Annotated in this window: 12 protein-coding genes; 8 read left to right on the top strand and 4 right to left on the bottom strand. The window is 45.3% G+C overall.

Annotated features, from left to right (window positions below):
• Positions 1-11 precede the first annotated feature (11 nt).
• Complete coding sequence (gene xseB, locus MSG36_RS05165) at positions 12-254, bottom strand: exodeoxyribonuclease VII small subunit (protein ID WP_004734405.1); 243 nt, start codon at positions 252-254, stop codon at positions 12-14.
• A 298-nt stretch (positions 255-552) separates the two neighbouring features.
• On the opposite strand from xseB, the gene pomA reads away from it, so the two are divergent.
• From pomA to MSG36_RS05125, 8 genes are all read left to right on the top strand, one after another.
• The gene (gene pomA / locus MSG36_RS05160) at positions 553-1317 is read left to right on the top strand and encodes a flagellar motor protein PomA (protein ID WP_017060778.1); all 765 of its coding nucleotides are present in this window, start codon (positions 553-555) and stop codon (positions 1315-1317) included.
• Positions 1318-1329: 12 nt separating this feature from the next.
• Entirely contained in the window at positions 1330-2277 is a 948-nt protein-coding gene (locus MSG36_RS05155; RefSeq protein WP_248366582.1) for a flagellar motor protein MotB, read from the top strand.
• A 317-nt stretch (positions 2278-2594) separates the two neighbouring features.
• Positions 2595-4043, top strand: coding sequence for a tRNA uracil 4-sulfurtransferase ThiI (gene thiI, locus MSG36_RS05150; RefSeq protein ID WP_017060776.1), 1449 nt, complete (start codon positions 2595-2597; stop codon positions 4041-4043).
• 671 nt (positions 4044-4714) lie between these two features.
• The gene (locus MSG36_RS05145) at positions 4715-5623 is read left to right on the top strand and encodes a transcriptional regulator GcvA (RefSeq protein ID WP_012604639.1); all 909 of its coding nucleotides are present in this window, start codon (positions 4715-4717) and stop codon (positions 5621-5623) included.
• Positions 5616-6239 (top strand): alpha/beta fold hydrolase, encoded by a 624-nt coding sequence (locus tag MSG36_RS05140; protein WP_017060775.1) that lies wholly within the window; start codon positions 5616-5618, stop codon positions 6237-6239. Before MSG36_RS05145 ends, MSG36_RS05140 begins: the two co-directional genes overlap by 8 nt.
• Positions 6229-6627 carry a DUF423 domain-containing protein gene (locus MSG36_RS05135; protein WP_017060774.1) on the top strand — a complete coding sequence of 133 codons (399 nt, stop codon included), beginning with the start codon at positions 6229-6231 and terminating at the stop codon, positions 6625-6627. Before MSG36_RS05140 ends, MSG36_RS05135 begins: the two co-directional genes overlap by 11 nt.
• The gene (gene rlmM, locus MSG36_RS05130; RefSeq protein WP_017070491.1) at positions 6624-7715 is read left to right on the top strand and encodes a 23S rRNA (cytidine(2498)-2'-O)-methyltransferase RlmM; all 1092 of its coding nucleotides are present in this window, start codon (positions 6624-6626) and stop codon (positions 7713-7715) included. The genes MSG36_RS05135 and rlmM overlap by 4 nt, the downstream gene beginning before the upstream one ends.
• Before the next feature lie 440 nt (positions 7716-8155).
• On the top strand, positions 8156-10186 hold the full coding sequence (locus tag MSG36_RS05125) for a TonB-dependent receptor (protein WP_248366579.1): 2031 nt from the start codon (positions 8156-8158) through the stop codon (positions 10184-10186).
• Between the two features lie 103 nt (positions 10187-10289).
• On the opposite strand, the gene xni is transcribed toward MSG36_RS05125, so the two are convergent.
• The 3 genes from xni to MSG36_RS05110 all read right to left on the bottom strand — a co-directional run bounded on the left by xni (position 10290) and on the right by MSG36_RS05110 (position 14397).
• The gene (gene xni / locus MSG36_RS05120) at positions 10290-11063 is read right to left on the bottom strand and encodes a flap endonuclease Xni (RefSeq protein WP_248366576.1); all 774 of its coding nucleotides are present in this window, start codon (positions 11061-11063) and stop codon (positions 10290-10292) included.
• A gap of 160 nt (positions 11064-11223) precedes the next feature.
• The gene (gene ppnN / locus MSG36_RS05115; protein WP_048615532.1) at positions 11224-12588 is read right to left on the bottom strand and encodes a nucleotide 5'-monophosphate nucleosidase PpnN; all 1365 of its coding nucleotides are present in this window, start codon (positions 12586-12588) and stop codon (positions 11224-11226) included.
• Positions 12589-12831: 243 nt separating this feature from the next.
• Positions 12832-14397 carry a GGDEF domain-containing protein gene (locus tag MSG36_RS05110; protein ID WP_248366573.1) on the bottom strand — a complete coding sequence of 522 codons (1566 nt, stop codon included), beginning with the start codon at positions 14395-14397 and terminating at the stop codon, positions 12832-12834.
• Positions 14398-14434 lie beyond the last annotated feature (37 nt).

Raw genomic sequence — 14434 nt, 5'->3', positions numbered from 1 at the left:
CATACAATTCGTTATTCTGGTTGTGGGTTAAAGTCACTAAGTTCTGCGTTTTCATCATTTTGCAGTAGGATGCTAACACGCTGTTCAGCATCGTTTAGTTTGCTTTGACCGGCACGAGCGAGGGAGATGCCTCGTTCGAACTTTTTCAGCGCATCATCTAAAGCTAGATCACCATTTTCTAGTTGATCAACCAAGCCATCAAGCTCTTCGATTGCTGCTTCAAAGCTCATATTTTCAGGTTTCTTAGTAGCCATAATAAATCTGCGTTTGGAAAGATGAACGAACGTTACCCTAGGCCGCTGAGATGGTCAAATGTAACCAAGAAATTTTGCTAGAAAGTTCGTTTTTAAGGGGCTTGAACGCACTTTGCTTGAATAACCTTAGCTTTATCGAGTTTATGCGCTACGTATAAGAGCAAAGTAAGCCAATAGTTGGGATTCAAAAACGAAAAGTGTGATACTTAGGCCAAGAATTTACTAAAAGATCTTATAGTCTTGCCGATACAAAGATTATCGTCGACATAGAGCTACAAAAAAGCATGAGGAGTGCTCAGTGGATTTAGCAACCCTAATAGGTTTGATTGGTGGATTTGCCTTTGTAATTATGGCAATGATCCTAGGTGGAAGCCTCGGGATGTTCTATGACACGACATCCATTTTGATCGTAGTTGGTGGCTCAACCTTTGTTGTTCTAATGAAGTTCACCATGGGACAGTTCTTTGGCGCGACTAAAATCGCAGGCAAAGCTTTTATGTTTAAAGCGGATGAGCCTGAAGATCTTATTGCGAAAGTTGTAGAGATGGCTGATGCGGCTCGTAAAGGTGGTTTCTTAGCACTGGAAGAGATGGAAATTAACAACAGTTTCATGCAAAAGGGCATCGACCTTTTGGTGGATGGCCATGATGGAGATGTAGTTCGTGCTGCACTGCAAAAAGACATCGCATTAACCACAGAGCGTCATGAGCAGGGCGCAAAGGTGTTCTCTGCATTTGGTGATGTAGCACCCGCGATGGGTATGATTGGTACCTTGGTTGGCTTGGTTGCCATGCTTTCTAACATGGATGATCCAAAAGCGATCGGTCCTGCGATGGCGGTGGCACTTTTGACCACTCTATATGGTGCGATTCTTTCGAACATGGTGTTCTTCCCAATTGCGGACAAGCTTGCGCTGCGTCGTGACCAAGAGACCCTCAACCGTCGTTTGGTTATGGATGGCGTACTCGCGATTCAAGATGGTCAGAACCCACGAGTAATCGATGGTTACCTGAAGAGCTACCTAAACGAAGGTAAGCGTACGATTGATGGTGAACCTGCGTAAGAGGAGTTGAAGATGGATGAAGAAAATCCATGTAAATGTCCTCCTCCGGGGTTGCCTCAATGGATGGGGACATTTGCTGACTTGATGTCACTGCTGATGTGTTTCTTCGTACTGCTGCTCTCATTCTCTGAGATGGACGTACTGAAATTCAAACAGATCGCTGGCTCGATGAAATTTGCGTTTGGTGTACAAAACCGCTTGGAAGTGAAAGACATTCCTAAAGGCACAAGCATCATTGCACAAGAGTTCCGTCCTGGTCGCCCAGAGCCGACACCGATTGATGTGATCATGCAGCAGACGATTGATATTACGCAACAAACGCTTGAGTTTCATGAAGGTGAATCTGAGCGTGCTGGCGGTACCATGCGTGACCAAGGCAAGATGACCGGAGGCAAGTCGCCAGAGGTTTCGACTCACGACAATCAAAACTCTGAGTCAGACCAACAGCAACAACAAGCTGAAGCTCAATCGCAAGAGATGGAAACCTTGATGGAAAGCATCAAGAAGGCGTTGGAGCGAGAGATAGACCAAGGCGCGATTGAAGTTGAAAATCTTGGCCAGCAGATTGTGATTCGAATTCGTGAGAAGGGTGCATTCCCATCGGGTTCTGCTTTCCTACAGCCTAAGTTCCGACCTTTGGTGAGACAGGTGGCTGAGTTGGTGAAAGATGTTCCGGGTATCGTTCGAATCTCAGGGCACACCGATAATCAACGTCTTGATTCCGAGCTTTATCGCTCTAATTGGGACTTGTCATCACAGCGAGCAGTGTCTGTTGCTCAAGAGATGGAAAAGGTGCGTGGTTTCTCTCATCAACGCTTGAGAGTACGCGGCATGGCGGATACCGAGCCAGTCGAGTCGAACGATACTGAATGGCAACGTAGCCTCAACCGCCGCGTTGAAATCAGCATCATGCAGGGCGAGCCGCTTTACAGTGACGAAGTGCCTGTTATTAATCAATAGCCGATACGTGCACACGCGGTAGCATCCAGATAGCATCGAAAGCCCAACCTTATAATGAGGTTGGGCTTTTTGTTTGCTGGTCTTCATGGTTCTCTCTGCGGCATTTATGTCGTTTCGAAACCTGCTACTGTTAATAACAAGCGGTTTAATGAGGGTGTTACAGCAAGCACTCTTTTCCTTGCTTCACTTTCTCATGTATAATTCGCGCCCTTAGATTTAGATATGATCTATTCTTGCTTCAAGTGCTGTGTAAATTCTCTAATTTACTTGGCGATGAGCGTTTTCAAAATTTTGAACATTAATGTTGTGAAAGTACTATGAAATTTATTGTTAAGCCCCATCCGGAAATTTTTGTAAAAAGTGAATCGGTGCGTAAGCGCTTCACAAGGATTCTAGAGTGCAACATTCGTAACGTTATTCAACGTCGCTGTGAAAGTGTTGCGGTATTCAACCGTCGCGATCATATCGAAGTGACGTCTGAGAGTGACCAGTACTACGCTGAAGTGTTAGAGGCTCTGACTCACACTCCAGGTATTCACCACTCTCTTGAAGTTCAACAGTCTGAGTTCAAAGACTTGCACGATATTTACGAGCAAGTATTAGAACGCAGCCGTGCTGACATTGAAGGCAAGACTTTCTCTGTTCGTGCTAAGCGTCGTGGTAAGCATGACTTTACCTCTATTGAACTTGAACGCTACGTAGGCGGCGGTCTAAACCAAGCGGTTGAGTCAGCGAAAGTTCGACTTAAGAACCCTGATGTAACCGTTAAGGTTGAAGTGGCTAACGACAAACTTAACCAAGTTCTAGCTCGTCACAAAGGCCTAGGTGGCTTCCCTCTTGGCACTCAAGAAGATCTACTAAGCTTGATCTCAGGCGGCTTTGATTCTGGTGTTTCAAGCTACTTGCACATCAAACGTGGCTCTAAGGTTCACTACTGTTTCTTCAACCTTGGTGGCCCAGCGCACGAGATTGGCGTTAAGCAAGTAGCTCACTACCTATGGAATAAATACGGCTCATCTGCAAAGGTGAAGTTCATTTCTGTGGACTTTGAACCTGTGGTTGCTGAAATCCTTGAGAACGTAGAAGACGGCCAAATGGGCGTTGTTCTTAAGCGTATGTTCATGCGTGCTGGTGGTATGGTTGCAGAGCGCTTCGGTATTGAAGCTCTAGTAACGGGTGAAGCACTTGGTCAGGTTTCTAGCCAAACGCTCACTAACCTTCGCCACATCGACAACGTGACTGATACTTTGATTCTTCGTCCGCTTATCAACTGGGACAAAGAAGACATCATCGACCTTTCTCGTATCATCGGTACTGAAGACTTCGCTAAAGTAATGCCTGAGTACTGTGGTGTTATCTCTAAGAAGCCAACAGTGAAAGCGAAGAAAGGTAAACTGGAAGCAGAAGAAGCTAAGTTTAACTTTGAAGTGCTGGATCAAGTGATCGAGAACGCTCGTGTTATGGATATCCGTGACATCGAGAAAGAGAGCCAAGAGCAAGCGCCTGAAGTTGAACAAGTTCAAGCTGTTGCTGAGCACGCTATCGTTCTTGATATCCGTAGCCCAGAAGAAGAAGACGAAAGCCCACTAGAGATCGAGGGTGTTGAAATTAAACACATCCCATTCTTCAAGCTTTCGACTCAGTTTGGCGACCTAGACCAAGCGAAAGAGTACTTGCTGTACTGTGACCGTGGTGTAATGAGCCGTCTACAGGCACTTTACCTACAAGAGCAAGGCTTCCATAACGTTAAGGTTTACCGCCCATAGTGGTGTGTTGACCAAGCGTTAATCATTTTGCAAAGCCGTTTACTGAAAAGTAAGCGGCTTTTTTATTTTCTATTGTGAATGATTTACAGTAGTCAGACAGAGGCGCGAGTTTGGGCGTGCTATCGTCATGCTCAACTTTAAAATTTTTGATTGATAGAAAGCGTGAGCTCTAAACGGGTTTATGAGTACCGAAGGAGTGTGAGTATCTTGAAGTATTCTGTTACTTTTTAGTGCAACTCAATGGTGCTATTTGTATGTGTTCAGTTGATTATTTGAGTGGGTGTCTGATTCTGTGATTGGCGATGAAAAATAATAAAGATTAATTAGCACAGCTATTGATAAACTTGTTGTTACATTTCTTTGCACATAAAAAAACACCGCCCATAAGGCGGTGTAAACAAATTTGACAGACAGGTCAAAATAAATACAGGAAGTACATGCCTCGTTTCAGTATAAACTGCAACAAAACATTTGGTAGAACTCTACCCAACTCGAAAAGAACGAGTTTGCAAACACAACATCGCAGGAGCTAAGCCAATTGATTCTAGAGAGAATCAAGCCGTTCAGGCTAGCTGCTGCGGGATGAAATATAGAATTTCTCTGGCCGCTAGGCAATGGACAAATTATAATGTTTCAGATAAAAAAAACTAATGCTTATTTAGAGAGTAACTATGTCTCGTCGATTACCCCCATTAAACTCGCTAAGAGTGTTTGAAGCAGCAGCTCGACACTTGAGTTTTACGCGTGCCGCAGAAGAGTTGTTTGTTACTCAAGCGGCGGTCAGTCATCAGATCAAAGCGCTTGAAGAATTCTTATCTTTGAAGCTGTTTCGCCGAAGAAACCGCTCTTTGCTGCTAACTGAAGAAGGTCAAAGCTACTTCTTAGATATCAAAGATATTTTCACATCACTAGCAGAAGCGACGGACAAAGTGCTTGAGCGAAGTGAGAAGGGCGCATTGACCATCAGTTTGCCGCCGAGTTTTGCAATTCAATGGTTGGTACCAAGGCTCGCTGACTTTAATCAGCAAGAACCTGATATTGATGTAAGAATCAAAGCCGTTGATATGGATGAAGGCTCGCTGACCGATGATGTAGACGTGGCTATTTACTATGGCCGAGGTAATTGGTCGGGGCTTAGAGCCGATAAGCTTTACCAAGAATACTTGATCCCTCTTTGCTCACCTTCCGTGCTGCTAGGAGTAAAACCATTAGAATCTCTCAGTGATTTGGCATGTCATACCCTATTGCATGATACTTCTCGAAAGGATTGGAAACAGTTCGCTAAGCAAAATGGCATCGACGGGGTAAACGTTAATCACGGTCCTATCTTTAGTCACTCTACCATGGTGCTGCAGGCAGCGGCTCACGGCCAGGGCATTGCTCTAGGTAACAACGTGTTGGCGCAGCCTGAAATCGAAGCAGGTCGTTTGATTGCACCTTTTGATGAAGTGTTGGTGAGTAAGAACGCTTTCTATGTGGTTTGTCATGAGAAACAAGCCGACATGGGCCGTATTGCTACCTTCCGCGACTGGATGCTAGCGAAAGCGCAAAGTGAACAAGAGGACTTGCTCGATGAATAACGTCATCATTGATGGTGAAGACAACCCGATCACCTTTATCTTTGCCCATGGTGCTGGCGCAGGCATGGATCATGAGTTCATGCAGTCGGTAGCCAAAGGGTTAGCCTTTAAAGGGATACGGGTAATTCGTTTCAATTTCCCTTACATGATCAAGCGTGCTGAAGATGGTAAGCGTCGTCCACCTGACAGAGCGCCTAAGCTACTTGAAGCCTACCAAGAGATTATTGAGCAGGTGGATGCCGATAAGCTTGTGATTGGTGGTAAGTCGATGGGAGGGCGTATGGCGAGCCATTTGTCTGAAGTTGATAAAGTGGCAGCCATGGCGTGTCTAGGCTTTCCTTTCCATCCTCCAGGTAAACCTGAGAAGTACAAAGGTGAGCATCTGGCTGAGTTAGCAAAGCCGTGCCTCATTTTACAAGGTGAGCGCGATACTTTTGGCAAGCGTGAAGAGTTTGCTGACTTTGATCTGTCTGATTCTATTCGTGTTGAATTTATTCCTGATGGCGACCACAGCTTTAAGCCGCGTAAGAGTTCTGGCTACACAGAGCAACAGAACATTGCGTTAACCGTTGAGAAGTTATCAGCGTTTATCAAAGAGGTGCTCAATGAGAAGTAAGTATTTACTCACGTTTGCTGGCATCTCTGGCGCGGTTGCTGTGATGCTTGGCGCCTTTGCAGCTCACGGTTTGAAAGCTATCTTGCCTGAATATCTGCTAGGCGTGTTTGAGACCGGTGTTCAGTACCAGTTTATCCATACTCTGGCGATATTGGCGTGTGGTGCTCTGCTGCAGATGAAACTTGGCGCTAAATCACAAAAATATTTTTTCATTGCGGCAATTTGCTTTATCATCGGCATCCTTTGTTTTAGTGGCAGCCTTTATGGCTTGGCACTGACAGGAATAAAATGGTTTGGCCCTATCACTCCGTTTGGTGGTCTACTATTTATCATTGGTTGGGGAGTCTTCTCCTTCGCTGCTTTGAATATAAAAGAGGTAACTCAGTGAAACACGTACTACTTTATTGTCGCTCTGGTTTTGAAAAAGAATGTGCTGGCGAAATTCAAGACAAGGCAACACAACTGGAAGTGTTTGGTTTTCCTCGCCTAAAGAATAATACAGGCTTTGTATTGTTTGAATGTTACCAAGCAGGTGAAGCGGATAAGTTGATCAAAGAGATCGATTTCCAATCACTGATCTTTGCTCGTCAAATGCTAGCAGTGGCTGTTGAAATCAAAGACCTGCCAACCGATGACCGTATTTCTCCAATTCTTGAGGCGCTTTCTGAGAAAGAAGGTTTCCCTCGTTGTGGTGATATTCGTATCGAAACACCAGATACTAACGAAGCAAAAGAGCTTTTGAAGTTCTGCCGTAAATTTACCGTGCCGATGCGTCAAGCGATGCGTGGTAAAGGCCTGATGACTGCGAAAGATAACGCTAAGAAGCCTGTACTTCATTTATGCTTCATCGCTCCGGGTCACTGTTTTGTTGGTTACTCTTACCCAACGAACAACTCACAGTTCTTTATGGGTATCCCTCGTCTGAAATTCCCATCAGATGCGCCAAGCCGTTCTACATTGAAACTAGAAGAAGCATTCCACGTATTCATCCCTCGTGATGAGTGGGACGAGCGTCTGGCTCCAGGTATGTGGGGAGTTGATTTAGGTGCGTGTCCAGGTGGTTGGACTTATCAATTGGTTAAGCGCTCGATGTTCGTTCACTGTGTTGATAACGGCATGATGGCAGACAGCTTAATGGAAACAGGTCAAATTAAGCACCACATGGTGGATGGCTTTAAGTTTGAACCAGACCGTAAGAACGTAACTTGGATTATCTGTGACATGGTTGAGAAGCCAGCTCGTGTTGCACACCTTATGGGTGAGTGGATCATCAAAGGTTGGGCGAAAGAAGCACTATTCAACCTTAAACTGCCAATGAAAGGCCGTTACGATGAAGTACTGCAAGATATCGAGAACCTAAAAGTGTTCCTTATTGAGAACAAAGTGAAGTTTAAGATGCAGGCTAAGCACCTTTACCACGATCGCGAAGAGATCACGGTCCACATTCAGGCGCTTTCAAATATCTCACCGCACTAATATTTACGTTAGTGTGTCAGTGATAAAAAATGCTCCTTTAAGGGGCATTTTTTGTATCTGCAGTTTGGTAAACGCTGGGTTGAATCTATGGTTATATGTCGCCAGAAATCGCATTCATTAGTCAGGTATTGGTGTTGTTACTATCAATGCAACTGACATGAACATCGCTAAATATCCTACATTAGCCGTGATCTGAGATGAAAAAAGCCGTAAGTGAACGAGACTTACGGCTACCTAATTCAGGGGTGATACGAACAAGGCTTTATTCAATAATTCAGCGGCAAAACAAAGTAAGTTTTACAGCCAGAACATGTTAATCAAATTCTATTTTATTAAAAGTAAGTGAATGTAAGTAAAGAATGTAAATGATAAGAATTATCATTCAAATTATGTAATATTCACGCCTCCTCACTCAAGCTTATGAAATATAAAAATAGAATATGAGACTTAAAGCACTATCAGTAGCCGTAACGGTTGCCTTAACTTCATTTACAGCACTTGCTGCCGACGAACAAGAAACCGTAGTGGTTATCGGTTCCGCTCTTGATCAACTTGTTCAGACTGAAATCAACTCAGACACCCTTGAGAAAAAACAAGCATCAGACATTAAAGATGTTCTGAACACCATGCCGAGTGTGACGGTAGACGGAAACGCACGTTACTCACGTAAAGTTTATGTACGTGGTATGGAAGATAAATTTGCCGTTGTGACGATTGATGGCGCTCGTCAAGAAGGGCAGCTATTCCACCACTCGGGCGATCAGGCGATTGACCCTGCGATGCTTAAGCGTGCTGAAATTGAGCTGGGTGGTAACTCAGCGCTTTCGGGTTCTGGCGCGATCAACGGCTCATTTAGCTACGAAACAAAAGACCCAAGCGATCTGCTTAAACCGGGTGAAAGTGTTGGTGCTCGAGTAAAAACAAGCTACCAAACGGCTTACGAGCGTTTCGCAACCAACGTTGCTGTGTACGCAAAAGTGAACGACAAGCTGCAGTTCATGGGGATTGTAAATTACTCAGAAGATGGCGACCTGCATATTCCTGATCAGGAAGCGGTAACGTCTAAGCAAGGCGAGCTTAAGTCTGGTTTGGCTAAGGTTGTCTTCATCCCGAATGATGCCAACGAATTTAAATTGACCTTCAACCGCTACAACGATGGTGGTAAGCGTCAGCTTTCTGGTGAGAAGGCGGGTGCACTGTATGCTGATGATGAACACAACTACCACTCGCTAAACCGCGATACAGTAACTCTGCAACATGAGTACGATGCGGGCAGTGATCTGGTACATCTGAAAACCAATGTTTACTACAACCGTCAGTACATGGAGCGTGATGCGCTTGTTGATACGGCGTGGGACAAAGACGCGAACGGCAACTGGATCAAAGATGGCACGATTGCTATCCCAGACCGCGAATATAACGTGACGACCATTGGTGGTGATATTCGTAACATCTCTTGGGTTGGTCAGCATGAATTGACCTACGGTCTGGATGGTTACAAGGCTGAACAATGGATTGATGCTGGCGATGGTGTGTACCAAAGTGGTTCGCAACAAGGTCAAACTAAGAAGTACGGCATGGACGGCGGCACTGTGACAGCTTACGGTCTTTACGTACAAGACATGTACGAGTTCAGCGATTTCCGCTTAACGAGCGGTTTGCGTTACGATGTTCATAAACTTGGTGGTGTTTACGATGGTGATTTTGATCAGCTGTCTCCAAAGTTCAAGGGTGAATACCAAACCACGGATAACCTAAAACTTCGTGTGGGCTATGGTCGTTTGTTTAAAGGTGCATCATTGCCAGAAGCATTGACGATGAAAGCTGCACCTGATGTTAACCAGTCTAATACCAAAGCGATGACGGGTAACAACTACGAAGCGGGTTTTGATTACGAGCTGACACGTCTGCTTGCTGCTGATTACGCTATCCTAGGTTTTACGGCTTACACCTACAATCTTGATAATCAGATGCATCCAACTAAGAACAACTCAACATTAGCAAACCAATATGATGTTGAAGTGTGGGGTGTTGAAACCGTATTGAGCTATGAGCTAGATGCGTTAAGTGTTTACGCTAACCACTCATACTCTAATGGTGACCAGAAAGACCTAGAGAATGGCAAGACGAGCCACATGAGTAAAACAGGTATTCACAACTTCAAAGCGGGCTTTAACTACAGCCTAAACAGTGAGTTTGTGTTTGGTTGGGATTCACGCTTTGTACCGGGTAATGACTACATGGATGAAGATGGTGAACAGGTTAAACGTGCTGGTTTCGCTACGCATAACATTTGGGCGGCTTACACTCCAACGTTTGCTAAAGATCTAGAAGTAAACCTTGGCGTCGACAATCTGCTTGATAAGAAGTACGCAGAGCATACTGGCTTTGGTATCTCTTGGGGCTCCGATAAGTACACCAGCTACGAAGCGGGTCGTAACTTCAAAGCGTCTATCGCTTATAACTTCTAATCATCCGACTGAATCCGCTTAGGCGGCAGCCGTAAATAACAAAAAGCCTTAGTGTGAACTAAGGCTTTTCTGCTTCAGAAGCTTTGTGTATCGAGAGTAGGCTCTAAGAGTTTGCTTCGTAACGAATATCTTGCAGATTGAACCCTAAATCAATGTCTGTTTTGAGTGCCGATACTTGCTTACATATACGAGCGGATTCGATGTGTTCGTCGAACTTCTTACGATATTTTTTCGGTAGATCTTCTGCTTGGTAGGCCGCTTCGATATCTGGGTATGTGGTTAATATCTCTTTGGCTGCTTTTGGACCGACACCTGGGATACCCGGCACTTGGCTAGAGCTTACGCCCGTTAATCCCCAGTAATCTGCCAGTTGTTCAGGTTTTACGCCAAACTCAGCTTCGATAAAGGGTTTATCTAACCAGCGGTGCTGGAAGTAATCTCGGATCTGCAGAGTGGGTGATAGCAGCTGGCAATACCCTTTGTCTGTCGAGATGATGGTGACGGTTTCTCCGTGGTCTGCCACTTTCTTTGCCAGTGTTGCGACGAGATCATCCGCTTCATCGCCATCAGACAGCAGTGAATCAATGCCTAACTCCCACCAAGCTTGTTGAATAGCATCAAGGCCTTTCATTAATGGCTCTGGCATCGGTTTACGGTTCTGCTTATAAGCTGGAAGCACATCTGCGCGCCAGCCACGGTCTTGTAAATGGTGATCAAATACCGCGATGATGTGGGTAGGCTTTGATTCATTCAGAATCTTATTGAGAGTGCGAGTTGTGGTGGTAATGGTTCTTGCTATATCGGTTGGGTCCGGCTGAACAGAGTGTACGCGTCGGATGAGGTTTAAGGCATCGATAATAACAAGATGGATAGACATAAGTTTCCACTAAATAGGCAATAAAAAAGGGGCTGCTAGCCCCTTATAGTAACGTATCACTTAGTGAGTTGAAACGTTAGCGACGTAAACGTCATAACCTGATTAACTTTATGTCTACCAATTGGTTATCACTCACTTAGTTACTCGTTAATGAGTGTGTCTAATCGCTCGGTGCGATTTTATAGCAAGGCACGTAATCAGAGCCGCCCGGTAACTTCATTCGATGTTGCTCAACAAAGTCATTAAGCAGTTGGTCCATCTTGGTCATTAGCTCTTTGTCGCCATCAATTAGGAATGGGCCGTGCTTCTCGATCTCCAGAATACCCTCAGCTTTGACGTTACCCGCCACAATGCCTGAGAACGCTTTACGTAAATTAGCCGCTAGGCTCTCTGTTTTTTGGTCCATATGAAGATCAAGCGCCGCCATAGATTCGTGTGTTGGGTCGAATGGCAGTTGGAACTCAGGCTCAATATGCAGTGACCAGTTGTAGCTGTAGGCATCACCGGTCTCTTTACGGTGAGAACGCACATCTGGCATCGCTTGTTTCATGATTTTCGCAGCGCGTGCTGGGTCATCAATCACGATCTCGTAATGTTTTTGAGCATCAGGCCCTAGAGTTTCACCAATGAACTTATCGATTGAGCGGAAGTAGGCTTCGCTCTCTTTCGAGCCAGTTAGGACAATCGGCATTGGCTGTTCGGCGTTATTCGGGTGCATCATGATCCCTAAGATGTACAGCAGCTCTTCGGCCGTGCCGGGGCCGCCTGGGAAAATGATGATGCCATGTGCCATACGAACAAACGCCTCAAGACGCTTCTCAATATCTGGCATGATCACCAGTTCGTTCACGATTGGGTTTGGTGGCTCAGCCGCAATGATCGAAGGCTCGGTAAGCCCCAGATAACGATGATCGGTGTAACGCTGCTTCGCGTGACCAATGGCAGCCCCTTTCATTGGGCCTTCCATTGCACCCGGTCCACAACCGGTACAGATATTCAGTTCACGCAGGCCGAGCTCATTACCGACTTCACGAGTGTATTGGTACTCGCTGGCATTAATAGAGTGGCCACCCCAACATACAATCAGGTTAGGCTCGATGCCCGGCGTCAGCGCACCTGCATTTCTCAAGATACCAAACACAAGGTTGGTAATGTGAGTGGCATTAGTGAGGTTGAGTCGTTGGTTATCGGCTAAATGCATGTTGACGTAAACAATGTCACGCAACACTGAGAATAGGTGTTCTTGAATACCCTTGATGATTTCACCATCGACAAAGGCATGCTCTGGTGGGTTGCTCAGTTCGAGCTTAATACCACGCTCACGGCGAACGACTTCGACATCGAACGACAGATATTTATCGAGCAACTCTTTGGAGTTGTCGGTATGGCTCCCCGAGTTCAGAACCGCTAACGTACAGTTACGATACAGTTGGTACAGATCACTAGACGCGGTTTTCTTAAGACGCTCAACCTCAAGTTGAGAGAGTAAATCCATGCTACCGGCAGGGCTGATATGAGTGATCATAGTGCCTCCTTGTTGAAAAGAGCAGGGGACGTTGAAGTGACCCTCTGGCTCGAGAGTGAGAAGCAAACGTTGAAAGTGTTTGGTTAAAGGTAGGAGAGAGTTAACCAGACGAAACGGATACGACAGCGTTGCTTGCCAAGAATGCTTGTTAAGCGAATGTTAATCATTAGCTTAGCAAACATTGAGGGAAATGGTATGTGATAAGTATTTGAAAAAATGAAATAAATTAAATCTAGGGCTGGCCTAGTGCCAAACAAGTTGGTTGTTACCGCGTTGTTTTGCTTTATTTAGCGTTGTATTGAGTCGCTCTAACACTTCTTCCGGTGTATCTGACTCTTTAAACTGAGTACTTGCCGCACATAAAGTGATCGTGATTTGTTGGTCACGGAACTTAAAGGGTAAGCGGCTTACTTGAGTTTGAATGTTCTGAATCACCTGATGGCAATATTCATCGGTTTGCTCTGGTAGCAGTAACACAAACTCTTCACCTGAAAAACGAGCCACAGTATCGGTGGTGCCGGCTTCTTTGGTGATGGTTCTTGCGATGATCTTGAGTGCTTTGTCGCCCGCGGTATAACCAAAGCTATCGTTAATTGCTTTGAAGTTGTCGATGTCGAGCAAGACTACGCGTAGCGAATGTTGCGCGCGGATCCAGCGGCGATACTCAAGCTCTAAGCGATCAGTAAAGGCAGTGCGATTGTAAACCTTGGTTAGAGGGTCAAGCAGCATACGCTGAGCCTGATCTTCCAAACGCTTACGGTAATCTTGCGTCACTTCATAGAGTGAGTCTAACTGAGTCTTTCCGTAACTCATTCTCTCTATCAGAGCTTGTTCTTTCTGCTCCGCGTGGTTCAGCCTTTCCGAAAGAGAGGCTATTTCACTGAGTATCGGATTAATCGACAGCTTTAAACTATCAATGTCCTTCGCTTTATCTACCGAGTTTTGGCTTCTAGTGACAAGTTCATTTAACTCAGAGTTCAGACCTTGGCGGTGCTCAAAGTAGCTCTGGCTCTGGTCGGCATTTTGGTCTGCCGTTTTGATGCTGGACGCTAGAGAAGCATTAAGCTGGTCGATGAATTGTTCAGATTTTTTACGTTCTAGGTTGGTGCCTTCAATAACCAGTTTGAGGATCTGAAGTGTTAGCTCAAGTAGGTTTTGTGTAGAAACACCAAGCAGCAGTTTTGCTCGAATATCGGTAAGCAGATCACCCGATTCACCCTCGAAGTCGAGTTCAGTGATCAGATGTTGTAATTCGTTTGATAGGTCGGAAAGGAGCTCTTGTTCCGGAGAGTGCGCAGCGTCGGCAAAATGGGTGCGTGAGTTATTCGCCATAATCTTTATGGCACGCTCATAAATACCGAGAAGTTTCATGGCATGGTCGACTTTCTGACTGCCATTGCATTCGGAGAAGCTAAGTAAGTTTCGTAGGTCGCGTTTGAGCTGTGCTGGAAGGCCAGTTATGCGCTGCAGCGTTTCCCCACTGTGCTTAATGCTATCGTCCAGATATCCGTTCTGTTTATCCATAGCCAACGTTTTCTGCTTAAGCATCCTTTCTAATACTGCCAGCTTTGGGATCATCGAGCTAATGTCTTTTTGCTTTTCTAGCTCTTCCCTAAGGGCAATGAGGTTTTCATCTAAATGGCTGTTACTGCCAACACATGCGTCACTTAAAGATGTGACGATACGCTTTAGAACTTTCTGTTCTCTAATAAACTTGAACGAGGTGTCTCTTTGCGTCAAACGGACCTGCTCCAACTGAGATTTCAGCTGGTGGAGTTGCGCCTGAATGTCTTTTTCAAGAATGCCCATAGATGTATTTATTAGCGCCGCGTAGACCGATCTCGAT

The sequence above is a fragment of the Vibrio sp. 1CM8B genome (assembly GCF_023161685.1).
In the GTDB taxonomy this organism is placed as follows: domain Bacteria; phylum Pseudomonadota; class Gammaproteobacteria; order Enterobacterales; family Vibrionaceae; genus Vibrio; species Vibrio coralliirubri.
The sequence above is the reverse complement of the archived record's forward strand: the minus strand, read 5'-3'. Positions and strand labels throughout refer to the sequence as shown.